Here is a 15,741-nt window from a genome sequence, read left to right on the forward strand (position 1 = left end):
CTTTCAAGCCTTTGCCGTGCGCGCGGCCGGCAGCGCCGCCACGTCTGGATGGGCGATGATGCCGTTTGGCATGCGGTCGCGCAATTCGTCTTCCTGCTCGCTCATGACCGCCTTCAAACGTTGCGCGATGCTGGCCTGCCGGTTGTCATTCGTCACCTTCTGACCGAAGAGATCAGTGACGTAGAAGGTATCGATGACTTTTTCACCAAATGTCGTGATGCGGGCGGAGTGAATGTCGAGTGACAGGTCGGCGATGACAGCCGTCATGTCAGCCAGAAGGCCCGGCCGGTCGAGGCATTCGACTTCAATGACGGTGAATTTGTTTGACAGACCATTCGAGATGGTAACCGAAGGCGGAATGGTGAAGGCGCTCTTTTTCTTTCGGCTCTTGGTGCGCGTGGCGATCATTTCCGGAAGGCGCTGCTTGCCGGAAAGTACCTCCTCAATGAGCTTGCCAACATTGTTGCCGCGCCGCATCTCGTCTTCATCGATCGGAAATTCTCGGTTGATCAGGATCGTATCCAGAGCTCGCCCGTCGGAGGTGGTGAAGATTTGGGCGTCGGCAATGTTTGCGCCAGCTGCAGCGCATGCGCCCGTTATGATCGACAACAGGCGCGGATGGTCGGGCGCCAGCACCGTGATTTCCGTAATGGCATGGAAGGAATGGGTGCGCACCATGGTCGAGAGCGCCTTTTCCTGCTTGTCCGCCTCGCGGATGAAGCGGGTGTGTCGCACCTGATCTTCCAGCGCCACCGTCAGGAGATAAGGCTCGTAATGCAGCTTGGTGTATTTGCGCCGCGCCTTCTGGCCCCAGTCATCAAGGGCGTCGTAGAGCGCCTGCCGGGCAATCTGCGCGCGCTCCTTGCGCGAAACTTCCGAGAAACCGCCGGACAGAAGCAGTTCCGTCTCATAATAGAGCGAGCGCAGCAGCTGTCCCTTCCAGCCGTTCCACACACCCGGACCGACAGCCCTGATATCGCAGACGGTCAGGATGAGCAGCATCTTCAGCCGCTCCATGGATTGCACCTTGTCGGCGAAATCGGTGATGGTCTTGCGGTCGTGCAGGTCACGCGTCTGGGCAACCATGGACATCAGAAGATGCTGCTCGATAAGCCAAACGACGGTTTCGGTCTGCTTGCCGGTGAGACGGAAGCGCTGGCAGAGCTTGCGGGCGACGCGGGCACCGGCGATCGAATGATCTTCCTGCCGGCCCTTGGCGACATCGTGCAGCAGTACCGCCACATAAAGCGCCTCGCGTTCCTCGACGCCGGGCATCAACTGATTGGCGAGCGGATGGGCATCGACAGCCGTTCCCTTATCCACTTCCGACAGCACGCCGACAGAACGAATGAGATGCTCATCGACAGTGTAATGATGGTACATGTTGAACTGCATCATCGCGACGATCTTGCCGAATTCGGGGATGAATTTGCCGAGCACGCCGGCCTCGTTCATGCGCCGTAATGTCAGCGCCGGATCGCGCCGCGAGGTGAGGATCGACAGGAAAAGCCGGTTTGCTTCCTCGTTTTCCCGCAGCTCGTCATTGATGAGCGAAAGCGAACGGGTGACCACGCGCAAGGCATCGGGGTGCAGTTCGAGATTGTTGATATCGGCGATATGGAAGAGCCGGATGAGATTGACCGGGTCGTTCTTGAAGACGTCGGGTTTCGCGAGCGCGATGCGCCCCCGGTCCTCGACGAATTCCACGGAACCCGGAATCTTGCGAACGCGGTGGGCGAAGCGGCTGAGCACGCCGGAAAGGCCCGGCACGTCCTTCGCCTGCCTGTCTTCCAGCCCGGCGCAGACGATGCGGGTCAGATCGCCGACATCCTTCGCCACGAGGAAATAGTGCTTCATGAAGCGCTCGACGGCGGAAAGGCCGGGGCGCGGCTGATAGTTCAGCGCATCGGCAATTTCGCGCTGAATATCGAAGGAAAGGCGTTCTTCCGCCTTGCCGGTGATGAAATGCATCTGGCAACGGACGGCCCAGAGAAAATCATCGGCCTTTTCGAACAGCTTCAGTTCGGATCTCGACAGGACACCGAGCTTCACCAGATCGGCCGTGTCGCGAACGTGATAATAATATTTGGCAATCCAGAACAGCGTGTGCAGGTCACGCAAGCCGCCCTTGCCTTCCTTGACGTTCGGCTCCACCAGATAACGCGTATCGCCGGCCTTGCGGTGGCGCTGGTCACGCTCGGCGAGCTTGGCGGCAATGAATTCCGGGCCAGTTCCGGTGACGACTTCTGACTCGAAGCGTTTTTCGAGATCGTCGGTCAGGGACTTCTTGCCGCAGATCGCCCGCACCTCCAGAATGGCGGTGCGGATCGTCATGTCGGATTTGGAAAGCCGAATGCATTCATCCACGGTGCGGGTGGCGTGGCCGACCTTGAAGCCGAGATCCCAGAGGAGATAGAGCACGAACTCCACGGCCTTGTGCATGTCAGGCGTGTTCTTGGTGGGAAGCAGGAACAGGAGGTCGATATCCGATCCCGGCGCCAGCGTGCCGCGTCCATAACCGCCAACCGCGGCGACAGCGATCTGTGGCGCATCTTTCGGATAGACGTATTGGCAGGAGAGATCATAGAGCGTTTCGATCAGCCGATCCTGCAGCCAGGAGATGCGACGGGCGCAATCAATACCGCTGCCATCGGCTTTGAGCAGTTCCCTGGCCTTTTCCCGGCCTTCCGTACTGGCCTTGCGGAAGATCGGCAGTAAATCGGACTTGATATCGGCTATGCGTCTGCCGTCTTCCTTGAAGATGACGTCGCAGTCTCGCTTCAGCGCCGATACATCGAGAATGTCGGAAAAATCCAGGTCCTTGATGGCCATCTATGCCGTTATCCATGTCCTGTGGGAACCCCACCGCTTGCGATGGGAGTGTCCTATAAAGAGTTTCAGAGGCTATGGACAGGCACTCTATGCCTTCAAGCCTTGCCAAGTTCTTTCTTCAACGCATAGAGCGCGTCCAATGCCTCACGCGGTGTCATTTCGTCCGGATTGAAGCTTTTCAGGGCTTCCTCCACCTTTGATGGTCCTGCCTTGCGCGTTTCCTCGCGGCGAACCGCGATCTGGAACAGCGGCAGATCATCAATCAGCTGGCTTGCCGGGTTCTTGCGGTCGGCATCTTCGAGCTTCGTCAGCACCTCGCGGGCGCGTTCCACCACCGAAGCCGGCAAGCCCGCAAGCCGTGCGACCTGAATGCCGTAGGAACGATCCGCAGCGCCCGGTCCGACTTCGTGCAGGAAGATGACGTCACCTTCCCACTCCTTCACCCGCATCGTGGCATTGGAAAGGCGGCCGAGTTTTTCCGAGAGCACCGTCAACTCATGGAAGTGGGTGGCAAAAAGGCCACGGCAGCGATTGACCTCATGCAGGTGCTCCACCGACGCCCAGGCGATGGAAAGTCCGTCGAAGGTCGCCGTGCCCCGGCCGATCTCGTCCAGAATGACCAGCGAGCGGTCCGTCGCCTGATTGAGGATGGCGGCAGTTTCCACCATCTCCACCATGAAGGTCGAGCGGCCACGCGCCAGATCGTCAGACGCGCCGACACGCGAAAACAACCGGTCCACAACGCCGATATGGGCAGCTTCCGCCGGCACGAAGGAACCGATCTGCGCAAGGATGGCGATCAGCGCATTCTGGCGCAGGAAGGTCGATTTACCGCCCATGTTGGGACCGGTGAGCAGCCAGATCGCGCCGTTCTTGCCGCCATTGACCGCCGATAGGTCGCAATTGTTGGCGATGAAGGGCCCAGCTGACTGCCGCCTGAGCGCCTGTTCTACAACCGGGTGTCGCCCACCCTTGATCGAAAAGGTCATGGAGGCGTCGACGATCGGCCGACAATAGGCCTGTTCGGTTGCGAGATAGGCGAGGCTCGAGGCGACATCGATGACCGCAAGCGCCAGCGCGCCGGCCTTGATCGCGTCGGCCTGCTGCACCACCGCCTTGACCATCCGTTCGAAGGCTTCCAGCTCCATGGTGAGGGCTTCGGCAGCAGCATTGGCGATGCGGCTTTCGAGATCGGCAAGCTCGGTGGTGGTGAAACGCATGGCACCGGCCATCGTCTGGCGGTGGATGAAGCGGGCCTTCGCCTCGTCGGTCGCCGTCATCACATCGGCATTGCCCGCCGTCACCTCGATGAAATAGCCCAGCACGTTGTTATGCTTGATCTTGAGCGACTTGATGCCGGTCTCCTCGGCATATTGCAGCTGCAGGCCGGCGATCACCCGACGCGACTGATCGCGCAGCGCCCGCACCTCATCGAGTTCGGGATTGGCGCCCTCACGCAGGAAGCCGCCATCGCGCTTCAGAAGCGGCAGATCGTCGGCCAGCATCGAGCCGAGCATCGCTTCCAGCCCGCTCGGCAAGGCTTTCAGATCCGCAAGGGCTGAGGCAAGCTCCTCCGGCAACAGCCCCTGATCGAGAATGGCGGCAATTCTCTCGGCCGACGCCAAGCCCTGCCGGATCGCGCCGAGATCGCGCGGGCCGCCGCGCTCCAGCGCAAGGCGGGAAAGCGCGCGCGGCATATCGGCCACCTGCTTCAGCGCATCGCGCAGACCGTCGCAGAGGGAGACATCGTCAATCAGATAAGCAACCGCGTCGAGACGGGCATTGATCCTCTCCGGATCGGTCAAGGGTGACATCAGCCGCTCGGCGAGAAGCCGCGCACCGCCGCCGGTGACCGTTCGGTTCAGCGCATGCAGCAACGAGCCATCCCTCTCACCCGAGAGCGTCTTCACCAGTTCCAGATTGGCTCGGGTGGCGGGATCGATGAACAACGTGGAGGCAGCGCTTTCGCGTTCCGGCGCGCCGAGCGGCGGGCGCTCGGCAATCTGCGTTTTTTCGACATAGGCAACGGCGGCAGCGGCCGCGGCCATTTCCACGCGCGAAAACGTGCCGAAACCATCGAGCGTCGAGACGTTGAAGTAACGCGCGATCCGCCCTTCAGCCGTAGCGCTGTCGAACAGAATGGCCGGCTGCGGCACCGCCACGCGGCCCAGCATATCGAACACCGGCCGCAATTCCTCGTCGTGGAACAGGCTGTCGGCAACGATCAGCTCGCGCGGGTCGATACGCCAGATATCGGCAAGAAGCCGCGTCAGCGTCGTTTCCGCCAGACGGAAGACGCCGGTGGAAATATCAATCCAGGCAAGCGCGAACTGTGCCTCCGCACTGCCGCGAATACGAGCAAGCGCCATCAGATAGTTGGATTCCGTTGGCGAAAGCAGCTTTTCTTCGGTGAGCGTGCCAGGCGTGACAAGCCGCACCACATCGCGTTTTACCACGGATTTCGATCCGCGCTTCTTCGCCTCGGCCGGGTCTTCGACCTGCTCGCAGACGGCAACGCGATAGCCGCGCATGATGAGCTTCTGGAGATAATCATCCGCAGCATGGACGGGAACGCCGCACATGGGAATATCGTGACCCATATGCTGGCCACGTTTCGTCAGCGTGATACCGAGAGCGCGGGAAGCTTCCACCGCATCGTCAAAGAACAATTCGTAAAAATCGCCCATGCGGTAGAACAGCAGCGAACCGGGATTGTTCGCCTTGATTTCGATATATTGCTCCATCATCGGAGTGGCCGTCGCACGGCTCTCTTCCGAGATCAGGGAAGCGGTTGTCAGAACGTCCGTCAATGGCCTGCCGATGTCATATCGTGTTGCGGAAAAGGAGCGCTGACACTAACGGGAATGGCTACCTCAAGACAACACGCACGGTACCGCTGCCCACAGGAACATCCCCTCCGGCTACGCAGAACCCGCTCAGCCGTTGATACGTTCGGTCTCGCCGCCATAATAGCTGATGTATCGGCCGGCGATCGACGAAACCGGCAGCACCACCAGCACGTCGGTCGTGTTGAAGGCGTGGTCTACCACTGCGCCGGAGCCGAACATGGCGCCGAGGCGCATATAACCCTTGATCAGAGGCGGCATGGCGTTCAGCGCCTTGCGGGCGTTCAGGGCTTCTGCCGGAACGAGGTCCATTTCATGGTAGAGCTCAGGAAGAGCAACCGCCTCCCACTCCCCCTTCGCAAGGCAGTTATGGTGCAGGAAAGACAAGGCGAGCGCATGTGCTTCCGGCTGCACACCCGGGAAGGAGGCGCAGCCGATCATGGCGTCCATCCGGTGTTTGACGGCGTAGGACCAGTTGCCCTGCCACAGAAGCTCGACGGTGCGCTTGGTACGATATTCCGGCAGCACGCAGGAGCGGCCAAGCTCCATGAAGCGCTTGCCCGGGTGGCGCGCAACGAGACCGGCGATGTCGAATTCGCTGGCGGAATAAAAGCCATTATTGGTGAGCGCGACTTCCTGACGCAGCAGGCGATAGGTGCCGACGATCTGATCTTCGCTGTCGCCCTCGATCGACTTGTCGAGCACGAGCAGATGGTCACACACACTGTCCCAGGCGTCGAAGTCGCGCTGGCGCCGCATCGCTTCTACCGGAAGCCTTGCCTTCATCTCCTCGACGAACACCCGGTACCGTACGGACTGCGCAGCATCAATCTCGCGTTCATTTCTGGCAAGCCGGGTTTCCAGCGTGCCGATGCGACCGAAAAGGCCCTCATTGTCCTGAGCTGTCTCCGGACGAGGAGTAATGACAACATTGTTTTCACAAATGTCGTGATTGAGGATTTCGGCAACCATGGGGAATCGCTCCGCCACCAAAGAATTTTCCTGTCATAAATCACTATTTAACGACAGAATAGTGACAAAATGCAGCCAGAGCGAGTCTGCCAATTTACGATAGCGACAGGCGTTTCGCCTCCAGCAGACGACGGATTTCCTCAACCAGCCGTCGCGGGTCGGCAGGTTTCGTCAAAATCGCGCCAACACCAGCCTTCAGCAGGACTTCGGCGGTCGAGTCACTGGTATCGCCGCTGAGCACGATGACAGGAATATTTCTTTCGCCCTGCAGCATATGGAGGAGGTCAGGGAGCGCTTGGAGCCCGTCGCCGCCCGGCATGTTGAGGTCGGAGACTATGAGATCAGGCAAACGGGATACGCCCTGCTCCAGAGATTGCCGCAACGCCACAAAATCCCCGACGGCGCGGACGATATAGCCGCTTTTTTCCAGAACGGCGCGGATGATGCGCTGATTAACAGCATCGTCTTCCGCCACGAGTATCTCGATACCGCTCGCTCCCTCCACCACCCGCGAGGAAAATCCCACATCCGGGTGGTTGTCGTTGATGGCGTCCCGTCGCTCTATGCCGCGCAGACGACCGCACAATACGTCGATCAGGGATTTTTCCCGCAGCGGCCGGATCAACCACGCGTCGAAGGCCACATGCATTGTCGACGGCCGCTCTTCGGGGCTGACGAGCAGCGTGCGGCGGACATTGCCGTCCGGCCAATCCTTCAGTGCATCTTTGAACAACGGCGAAATGCGCCGGTCGACGATGACATCGGTAAGGGGGGCGGTCCCGATGGCGGAACTCTTCCTCAGCTTTTCCAGATCTTCAGGCTGATGGATAAGTGTGCATTGCCCGCCGAAGGCCTCGATCGCCTCCATCGTGACCGCTGCCGCCACGCCCCTTGGTGCGACGAGCAGGACATTTGTATGTCGCAGGCAATGGCGCCGCGCCGGATCCGCCATTTCGGCAGGCGCGCCTCCCGGGCGAAACGCCAGCTTGAAAGTGCTACCCTTGCCCTTGCGGCTGGAAACCGTGAGACGGCCGCCGAATTCCCGCACGATACGGGCGGAGATCGCAAGTCCAAGGCCCGTGCCTGCGCTTCGCTGCGACAACGGGCCAGCCTGTTCGAATTCCCCAAAAATACGGGCCTGTTCCGCCCGGCTCATGCCCGGGCCGGTGTCTTCGACGGCGATGTGCAATTCGTCACCGATCATGCGCGCCCGGATGACGACGCCGCCTTCCCGCGTGAATTTGACGGCATTGCCGAGGAGATTGAAGAGGACCTGACGCAGCCTCGCCGGATCGAAATCGAGATGATCGGGTACTTCAGGCGCAACGAAGGATGTAATCTCTATACCTTTTTCATGGGCGCGATGGGCGAGCATCTCAACGATGCTCTCAATCAGCCGCCGCAGGTTCTCCGCGCGCGGATTGAGCCTGAAGCGGCCAGCCTCCATGGTCGAATAATCCAGCAGATCCTCGACCAGCTGCACCAGCGACTGGCCGGATTGCCGCATGCCATCGAGATAGTTGCGCTGCTCGTCGCTGAGTTTCGTCTGCGACAGAAGATGGTTCATGCCGAGCATGCCGGAAAGCGGCAGGCGGATTTCATGACTTACTGTGGCAAGCAGCCTCGCCTTTTCCGCCTCGGCCTTTTCGGCGCGCAGGCGGGCATCTTCCCTTTCGGCAAGTGCAAGCCGCTCCTCAGTCACATCTCGGGCGATGCTGCTGATGTGAAGACGGCTGCTTGCCAGATCGCGGGTCACGACATCATGCCAGGAGAAGATGCGCTGGCCGAACGGGGTCGCGATCTCCACATCATAAGCGTGGACCTTTTCGCCCGGGCGGAAAGCGATGCCGATTTCCTCGCAGCTCAACCCTTCCGGGGCCGTGCAGCCGGTCATTTCGCGAAACACTCTATTCGCCTCGACAATACGCCGGTTCATGTCGCGGATCACGACTATATCGCCCATGAACTCCTGCATTTCGGCAATCAGAGACCGGTTTTGCGTCTGGCGCAGCCGGAGATCTGCTTCTGCAACCAGGGCATCGGGCCGATGCAAAGACTCATCAAAGAGCGCATGGAAAAGGACACCGACGAGCACTGCGCCGAAAAAGATCGCCATCGCAACAGTGACAGCATAAGGCACTGCAAGCGCGATAAGGGCAGCGGAAAAAGCCCCCACCGATAACGACACGGCGACATAGAGCGCAATCGACCCGGTACCGGTCGCATGTCCTTCATCTGCAGGGCGTGCCGTCGTATCGAGACGATCCGCAGGCTGCACCGCCGTGGCAGCCAGGCCAAGGCCATCCGAGACTTTTTGCCGAAGTTTTGCCAGTTCGCTCATAGGCAACCGCTACCACGGCAGCGGTTTTGATATGTTTGGCCGAAACGGTAAAATTTTACTTTTTAGCCGCCCGGGCGTGCAAAAACTCGTCGAGAATGACGCAGCCTGCACCGATGGTTATGAAACTGTCAGCAAGGTTGAAAACAGCGAAGGACCATGTCTGGGTGTGGAATAGGATATAGTCGATGACGTGCCCGTAAAAGAAGCGGTCGAGAAGATTACCCGCTGCTCCGGCGATGATGAAGGCAAAACCGAGATGGGCGAAGGTGCGATCGGCAGCCGTCTTGCGCCATAGCCAAAGAACGAAGACAACGATGACGAGCCGCATGCTGACGATGAACCACCCGTGCATGTCTTCGAGCATGGAAAAGGCGACACCAAGATTGTAGGTGCGGTAAAGCGCCAGAAACGGCGCGACAGGCACCATCTCCTGCAGCGGCAGATAGGCTTCGACCAGCTGCTTGACGATTTGATCCAGCACCAGCGCGGCGACGATCAGGGCAAAGGCCGGGCCGAATTTCGAGAACAATGCCGCCTTGGCCATTACGTCACCGGTGCGAGTTCGAGGAGATGTCGCCGTGCTTCGAACAGCATGACGGCGGTTGCGATGGCGAGATTAAGGCTGTCTGCGCGACCCTGCTGGGGAATGCGCGCCAGCTGGTCGGCCTTGCCGGCAAGCTCCGGCGGAAGGCCGGATTGTTCATTGCCCATCAGGATCACGACCGGCTTGCCGGCATAATCGATCTTTCGATAATCCACAGAACCGGCAAGATGGGTGGCGACGACGCTGACATGTGCCGATTTTTTCCAGGACAGGAATTCCTCGACCGAGGCGCGCGCAACGGGCGTGGCGAAGACCGAACCCATGGTGGCGCGTACCGTTTCCAGCGAAAATGGGTCCGTGCAGTCCCCGACCAGAATGACCCCCGAGGCACCAGCCGCGTCCGCTGTGCGGATGATGGTGCCGAGATTGCCGGGATCACGAACCCGGTCGAGTGCGATATAGGTCTCGCCCTTTTCCGGCCGGATATCCTTCAGCGGCTTCCATTTCTGCTCGAAAATGCCGACGACCATTTGCGGATTGTCGCGGCGGGTGATCGAGGCGATGACCTTTTCGCTGACTTCGAGCACCAGCCCGCCGGATGCGACCGTCTTCACCGCCGCCTGCTCCACCAGCGGCTTGCCCTTGGCGGCCTTGGCGTAAACCAGCGTCTTTATCGTCCAGCCGAGTTCGAGGGCATCGATGACCAGCTTCAGGCCTTCCGCCATGAAAGTGCCGGTCTCCTCCCTGCCCTTTTTCTGGGTGAGCGCCTTAATGTCCTTGATGATGGGATTGGCGAGGCTGGTCACTTCCTTGACCTGACCAACCCGGCGCGTTGTATTTTCGCGCATATCCTTCATTTCGGCTCCCAGCGGCTGAACAGCGATGTGGAAAGCACGCGGCCCGGCGTCTTGCCGTCCAGCCCGGCTTCACGGATGACAAGTTCGCCGGACGTGACGACGCCACCGGCGCCGCGCATGGTTTCACGCATCAGCTCATGCATTGAATAGAAGCTCGCCCTGATCGAATAGGCTGTCAGCACCAGGCCGAGCGCCTTGGGCGACAGGATTTCCCGGCAGATGTCCAGCATCAGAGGCAGATGGTCGAACAATTGCCAGACCTCGCCGTGGGTCCCGCGGCCGAACTTCGGCGGGTCGGTGAGGATGATATCGTAGCTGTTGCCGCGGCGTTCCTCACGCTGGATGAACTTCATGGCGTCTTCGCAGATCCAGCGGATCGGCGCGTGCTCGAGCCGGGCAAGGGCCTGATTTTCCTTGGCCCAGCCGATCGCCTTTTTGGAGGCATCGACGTGGGTGACTTCAGCGCCCGCAGCCGCCGCAACCAGCGAGGCGACGCCTGTATAACCGAACAGATTGAGCACCTTCAGCGGCCGGTCAGCCGTCTCGATGGAATGTTTCAGCCACTCCCAATGAACGATCTGCTCGGGAAAGACGCCAACATGCCGGAAAGCCGTGAAGCGGCCGAGAAAATCGACGCCCAAGAGCGACAGGGGCCAGGTTTCTCCGAGCGCTTCCTTGGGAAACCGCCAGCGGCCCATGCCGTCCTCGTCCGTATCGCCGGTAAAGACGGCATCGGCATTCTGCCATACGCGGTCGGGGATCGAAGGTCTCCAGAGCGCCTGCGCCTCGGGACGGACGATGCGATAGTCGCCATATTGCTCGAGCTTCAGGCCGTTGCCGCTATCGATGAGGTGAAAATCACCGGCGCCGCTCGATTCCAGAATGACGGGAACCTGTTCCGCAGGCAGTGCGCCGGTGCGCTGCATCAGTGCGCGCGCAGGAACCTGTTCGATGGCGGCGGCTACAACGGTTTTTTCCTTCGGTGCGGCCTTCTGCACGCTGCGCACCGCATCCGGCTCGCGCTTTTTCGGCGCGGCATCCGCGCGGCGCGCCGGCTTTGCGGCATGAACCTGTTTTTTCTCGTTTCCGGCTCGCGCGCGATTGCCCGGCCGGCTGTCTTTTTTCTTCAATGGAAATCTTTCCGCTTTTGCCCGCGTCTTATCGCGCCAGCAAATAACATTCCGTAGGCCGCTCGACTAGAGCCGGGACCAATGCTGGCGCCATCACTTTGCCGGGAGTTGTCCCGCCTGTGGAAGCTGGCCGGCCGCGGCAGCCTTTTGACGGTTGGCCTCGTCGTGCCAGCGAACGGCTTCCTTCGCCTCGATACGGGCGCGTTTGCGATGTTTGCCCTGAGCGAACCAGGTGGCCGCAGACCCCAGCAGTACACCAAAAATGACCGCCAGAAACAGGAAAACGAAAAATGGCGCGGTGAAGGACAGAACGCCGTCTTCCGGTCGGAAAGGGTTGAGCGCCAACGTCACGGACTGACGATTGGCAACACACAGGATGACGAGGATGATCGCCAGCGGAAGCAGGATGATGAGGTTGATGATTTTTTTTGACATCCGAAAATACTCCATCGCCGCGAGGAAGGCCGGCTCCGTTTCAGTCGCCGGCGTCAAGAACGATCAATCGTCCTCTTCGTCACCCATTCCGGGGTTCAGGCGTTCACGCAGTTCCTTACCCGTCTTGAAGAAGGGCACCCATTTTTCCTCGACGAAAACCGATTCACCCGTGCGCGGGTTCCGGCCCGAGCGCGACGGACGGTTTTTCACCGAAAACGCGCCAAAACCGCGGAGCTCAACACGATTGCCTGCCGCCAGAGCGTCGGTGATTTCATCCAGCACCGCATTGACGATGTTTTCCACGTCACGGTGATAAAGGTGCGGGTTACGCGCAGCAACGATCTGCACCAGTTCAGATTTGATCACGGTTGCCCCCTGAAAGAATTGGATTTTTAACGCGGCTCAACCTGCCAAACGGAAACAAGACCGTCAAGAAACAACTTGTCCGTACCGAGCTGGCCAGGCCCTGCGAAGGGAATTAAATCGTCATATCCCAGAAACTTCGCTATTTGCGCAACACTGAAAAGCGCGAAAGGCGAATTGGAGGATGGCGCACGCCATTCGACAATCGGCAAATCCTTTGCCACACCGCGGGTTTCGAAATAGGTGCGAATTTCCTTTTCGCCGCCGAGCGTGTCAACCAGCCTGTTGGCAAGAGCCTGACGGCCGGTATAGATCGATCCATCAGCCAGTTTCAGCACATCCTCGCGTGGCAGTTTGCGGCGATCTGCCACAAGGTCCACAAACCAGCCATAGCTGTCCATCACCATGGCGCGGATCATCGTCTTTGCTTCTTCCGGCGCCTCGTGGAACGGTGAAGGCTCCGCCTTCATCGGCGACGACTTGATTTCCTGCAACGAGACGCCGAGCTTGTCCATCAACTGGCCAAGTTGGGGATATTGGAAGATCACGCCGATCGAACCGGTGATCGAGGTTTCGCCGGCAACGATGACATCGCCCGCCGATGCGATCATGTAACCTGCGGAGGCAGCGAGCGTGCGCACATCCGAAACGACCGGCTTCTTTTCTGCGACCCCTCGAATGGCCTTAAAGATGCGCTCACCGCCATAGGTGGTGCCGCCTGGCGAAGAAATCGACACGATCAGCCCTTTGACATTGTCGCTCTTGGCGATCCTGTCGAGCCGCTCGAGAAGTTCGGTATTGTCGGTGATCAGGCCAGAGACCTCGACGCGGGCAATATGGGGCTTCGCACTCTGCTGCGGTCCATCCCAGAAAAAACGGTAGAGGCCGAAGAAACCGGCAACGAGCAGAAGAACGGCGGCAATCCGCCAGAAAGTCAGCTTGCGGCGCAACCGCCTGCGATCCGCTATCGCCATATTGTCCATAAAAACCTCTGTCATCCGCTCTTGCGCTTCAGGCCATATGGTTCTTCTAACGCGAAGCCGCAAGGAAACAATAAGGAAACCAGAATTACGATAAAATTCGCATTTCCCTTGCACCTTTCCAGACAAAAACCATATTGGCAGGACAAAGCACTCGTGCCAAAGACATTTAGATAGAGACACAAGCTTCAATTGTGCGCCTGAAAGGCGCCGAGAAGCATTCCGGACCCGCTCTTATGCTCGAAAGACTCCGCGAACCCGCGCCAGCATTTCCGCTGCCCAATGACCAGAACGGCGCTTACGGGCGTGCGCTCCGGCATTCAGCGCGTGTGAAACGGCTGAAAATCATTCTGCCGCTCGCGGCGGCAATCGTTTCGCTTGCCTTCATCGCTGTCTCGGTTATCCGAACCTGGGCGCCTGAAGAAGTCTCCCTCGAAAGCGCGAGGATAGAAGACGGCAAGATCGTGATGGAAAAACCTGCCGTTGCGGGCCGCAACGAGAAGGGAATCGATTACTCCATGAACGCCGACCGCGCCTTGCAGGACATTGCCAACCCCAATCTGATGACGCTCGAAAAGGTTCTGGCGGCGGTTCCGGTAAACGACAGTGTCGCGCAGGTGATCGCCCAGGAAGGCATTTTCGACCGCGCCACGAACAAACTAAAGATGACCGCCCCTTTTGACATCAATCTCAGCAATGGCATACAAGCGAAATTCCAGTCTGCGGAAGTCGATCTGAAGGCCGGGAAAATGAGCAGCCAGCAGCCGGTTTCAATCAAAACAAACGACGGCTCGATTGTTGCGCAATCGATTGACATCGCCGATAATGGCAAGACAATTACATTTTCGGGGCAGGTACGGGCACGTATCGCTGCATCCAATATCAAAAATGAAGGCAAGTGAGAGCCCGGTCCAGATGATGCAAATTTCCCGTCCCGTTTTCCTTGGCAAATCCGCAGGCTTAACAGCCGCAGGTCTTGTTTTTTCATGTCTTGCAACTGTGGCTTTCGCCCAGAACACCACCAGCAACATGCAGGGTGTCAAGCTTTCCGGCGATCAGCCGATTGCGATTGAAAGTGACCAGCTCGAGATTCGCGATCAGGAGCGCAAGGCATATTTTACCGGCAACGTGAAGGTTGTGCAGGGAACGACCACCCTGCAGGCCGGCAAGATGACGGTGAATTACAAGGGCGAGGGTTCCTCTCTCACCAGTGGCGACGCCAACATCGAAAAAATCTTCGTGGACAATAATGTCTATCTGACGTCCGAAACCCAGAAGGCGACGGCCGATCACGGCGAATTCGACATGGCGGCGCAGACCTTCATTCTGACGGGCAAGCAGGTCGTGCTGTCCGAAGGCACCAATGTCTTCACCGGCTGCAAGCTCACTGTTCTGATGAATACGGGACAGGCCAAGCTCGAAAGCTGCGGCGGTCCTGTCCGGATCATGCTCGATCCGAAATCGCAGAAGAAACAGTAGTCTTTCCTCGTGAAGATACCCTCGATCTCAAAAATATTCGGCGGCGGGCGCCACCGATCCGCGGACTCCGCCTCACCGGCGGACAAGACCCCCTATCAGGGCACGCTGATCGCGCATGGTTTGACCAAGACCTATAATACGCGTCGCGTGGTCAACGGTGTTTCGCTGGTCGTTCGTCGCGGCGAGGCTGTGGGCCTGCTCGGGCCGAACGGCGCCGGCAAAACCACCTGTTTTTATATGATAACGGGCCTGGTTCCGGTCGATACCGGCAAGATCGCCATCAACGGCAATGATGTGACCACCATGCCGATGTATCGGCGCGCCCGTCTCGGCGTCGGTTACCTGCCGCAGGAAGCCTCGATCTTCCGCGGGTTGACCGTGGAGGAGAACATCCGCGCCGTGCTGGAAGTGCACGAGCCGGACGCAGCCAAGCGCAACCGCAAGCTCGATGAGCTGCTGGAAGAATTCCATATCGCGCAGCTGCGCAAGTCGCCCGCCGTGGCGCTTTCGGGTGGCGAGCGCCGCCGTCTGGAAATCGCACGCGCGCTTGCGACAGATCCGACCTTCATGCTGCTCGACGAGCCTTTCGCGGGCGTCGATCCGATTTCGGTCAGCGACATCCAGAATCTGGTAAGGCATCTGACAGCGCGCGGCATCGGCGTTCTCGTCACTGATCATAATGTCCGAGAAACGCTTGGCCTCATCGACCGCGCTTACATCATCCATGCAGGCGAGGTGCTGACGCATGGACGTCCCGACGATATCGTCAACAATCCGGATGTGCGTCGCCTCTATCTCGGCAATAATTTCAGCCTTTAAGCTGTAGGGCGCGAAAGATTCTTCGTCGCGCCCTGCCCTGACGCTTGACCAAACAAAATAAAAAAGCAATTTTTGGGCCAAGTTCTGTCGTCTCGGTAAAATTTCTGGAAAATCTGGCGACGGAGAAGCTGTAAAGGGAGTTT

13 protein-coding genes are annotated in these 15,741 nt (G+C 59.1%); 3 read left to right on the forward strand and 10 right to left on the reverse strand.

Annotated elements, in window-relative coordinates:
• Positions 1 to 3 precede the first annotated feature (3 nt).
• From BLU28_RS03205 to sppA, 10 genes are all read right to left on the reverse strand, one after another.
• On the reverse strand, positions 4 to 2,832 hold the full coding sequence (locus tag BLU28_RS03205; RefSeq protein ID WP_077986587.1) for a [protein-PII] uridylyltransferase: 2,829 nt from the start codon (positions 2,830 to 2,832) through the stop codon (positions 4 to 6).
• Positions 2,833 to 2,927: 95 nt separating this feature from the next.
• Complete coding sequence (gene mutS / locus BLU28_RS03210; protein WP_077986586.1) at positions 2,928 to 5,579, reverse strand: DNA mismatch repair protein MutS; 2,652 nt, start codon at positions 5,577 to 5,579, stop codon at positions 2,928 to 2,930.
• A 189-nt stretch (positions 5,580 to 5,768) separates the two neighbouring features.
• A complete protein-coding gene (gene olsB, locus BLU28_RS03215) occupies positions 5,769 to 6,650 on the reverse strand; it encodes a l-ornithine N(alpha)-acyltransferase (protein WP_077986585.1) in 882 nt (293 codons plus the stop codon).
• A 94-nt stretch (positions 6,651 to 6,744) separates the two neighbouring features.
• The gene (locus BLU28_RS03220) at positions 6,745 to 8,991 is read right to left on the reverse strand and encodes a hybrid sensor histidine kinase/response regulator (protein WP_077986584.1); all 2,247 of its coding nucleotides are present in this window, start codon (positions 8,989 to 8,991) and stop codon (positions 6,745 to 6,747) included.
• Positions 8,992 to 9,046: 55 nt separating this feature from the next.
• The gene (lspA, locus tag BLU28_RS03225; protein ID WP_004439571.1) at positions 9,047 to 9,535 is read right to left on the reverse strand and encodes a signal peptidase II; all 489 of its coding nucleotides are present in this window, start codon (positions 9,533 to 9,535) and stop codon (positions 9,047 to 9,049) included.
• Positions 9,535 to 10,392, reverse strand: a complete 858-nt coding sequence (locus BLU28_RS03230; RefSeq protein WP_004439569.1) for a TrmH family RNA methyltransferase — start codon at positions 10,390 to 10,392, stop codon at positions 9,535 to 9,537. The genes lspA and BLU28_RS03230 overlap by 1 nt, the downstream gene beginning before the upstream one ends.
• Positions 10,389 to 11,522: an RsmD family RNA methyltransferase gene (locus BLU28_RS03235; RefSeq protein ID WP_092651155.1), complete on the reverse strand. Its 1,134-nt coding sequence runs from the start codon at positions 11,520 to 11,522 to the stop codon at positions 10,389 to 10,391. The genes BLU28_RS03230 and BLU28_RS03235 overlap by 4 nt, the downstream gene beginning before the upstream one ends.
• A 93-nt stretch (positions 11,523 to 11,615) precedes the next feature.
• Complete coding sequence (locus tag BLU28_RS03240; protein WP_004439562.1) at positions 11,616 to 11,957, reverse strand: LapA family protein; 342 nt, start codon at positions 11,955 to 11,957, stop codon at positions 11,616 to 11,618.
• Between the two features lie 63 nt (positions 11,958 to 12,020).
• Positions 12,021 to 12,347: an integration host factor subunit beta gene (locus BLU28_RS03245; RefSeq protein ID WP_219256707.1), complete on the reverse strand. Its 327-nt coding sequence runs from the start codon at positions 12,345 to 12,347 to the stop codon at positions 12,021 to 12,023.
• A 2-nt stretch (positions 12,348 to 12,349) separates the two neighbouring features.
• A complete protein-coding gene (gene sppA, locus BLU28_RS03250) occupies positions 12,350 to 13,303 on the reverse strand; it encodes a signal peptide peptidase SppA (RefSeq protein WP_044459981.1) in 954 nt (317 codons plus the stop codon).
• A gap of 233 nt (positions 13,304 to 13,536) precedes the next feature.
• Between sppA and lptC the strand changes: the two genes are divergently transcribed.
• Genes lptC through lptB form a run of 3 tightly spaced genes read left to right on the forward strand, consistent with a single transcriptional unit; the run spans position 13,537 to position 15,598 of the window.
• Positions 13,537 to 14,202 (forward strand): LPS export ABC transporter periplasmic protein LptC, encoded by a 666-nt coding sequence (gene lptC, locus BLU28_RS03255; RefSeq protein WP_035206688.1) that lies wholly within the window; start codon positions 13,537 to 13,539, stop codon positions 14,200 to 14,202.
• A 13-nt stretch (positions 14,203 to 14,215) separates the two neighbouring features.
• Positions 14,216 to 14,779: an LptA/OstA family protein gene (locus BLU28_RS03260; RefSeq protein ID WP_004439544.1), complete on the forward strand. Its 564-nt coding sequence runs from the start codon at positions 14,216 to 14,218 to the stop codon at positions 14,777 to 14,779.
• 9 nt (positions 14,780 to 14,788) lie between these two features.
• Positions 14,789 to 15,598 (forward strand): LPS export ABC transporter ATP-binding protein, encoded by an 810-nt coding sequence (gene lptB, locus BLU28_RS03265; protein WP_006698893.1) that lies wholly within the window; start codon positions 14,789 to 14,791, stop codon positions 15,596 to 15,598.
• Positions 15,599 to 15,741: the final 143 nt, after the last annotated feature.

It is taken from the genome of Agrobacterium pusense (assembly GCF_900102105.1).
Lineage (GTDB): Bacteria > Pseudomonadota > Alphaproteobacteria > Rhizobiales > Rhizobiaceae > Agrobacterium > Agrobacterium pusense.

Bases quoted from the DNA above. Each gene is read 5' to 3' on its own strand.
- BLU28_RS03205 (WP_077986587.1), bottom strand. From the start codon at position 2,832: ATGGCCATCAAGGACCTGGATTTTTCCGACATTCTCGATGTATCGGCG.
- mutS (WP_077986586.1), bottom strand. From the start codon at position 5,579: ATGATGGAGCAATATATCGAAATCAAGGCGAACAATCCCGGTTCGCTG.
- olsB (WP_077986585.1), bottom strand. From the start codon at position 6,650: ATGGTTGCCGAAATCCTCAATCACGACATTTGTGAAAACAATGTTGTC.
- BLU28_RS03220 (WP_077986584.1), bottom strand. From the start codon at position 8,991: ATGAGCGAACTGGCAAAACTTCGGCAAAAAGTCTCGGATGGCCTTGGC.
- lspA (WP_004439571.1), bottom strand. From the start codon at position 9,535: ATGGCCAAGGCGGCATTGTTCTCGAAATTCGGCCCGGCCTTTGCCCTG.
- BLU28_RS03230 (WP_004439569.1), bottom strand. From the start codon at position 10,392: ATGAAGGATATGCGCGAAAATACAACGCGCCGGGTTGGTCAGGTCAAG.
- BLU28_RS03240 (WP_004439562.1), bottom strand. From the start codon at position 11,957: ATGTCAAAAAAAATCATCAACCTCATCATCCTGCTTCCGCTGGCGATC.
- sppA (WP_044459981.1), bottom strand. From the start codon at position 13,303: ATGGACAATATGGCGATAGCGGATCGCAGGCGGTTGCGCCGCAAGCTG.
- lptC (WP_035206688.1), top strand. From the start codon at position 13,537: ATGCTCGAAAGACTCCGCGAACCCGCGCCAGCATTTCCGCTGCCCAAT.
- BLU28_RS03260 (WP_004439544.1), top strand. From the start codon at position 14,216: ATGATGCAAATTTCCCGTCCCGTTTTCCTTGGCAAATCCGCAGGCTTA.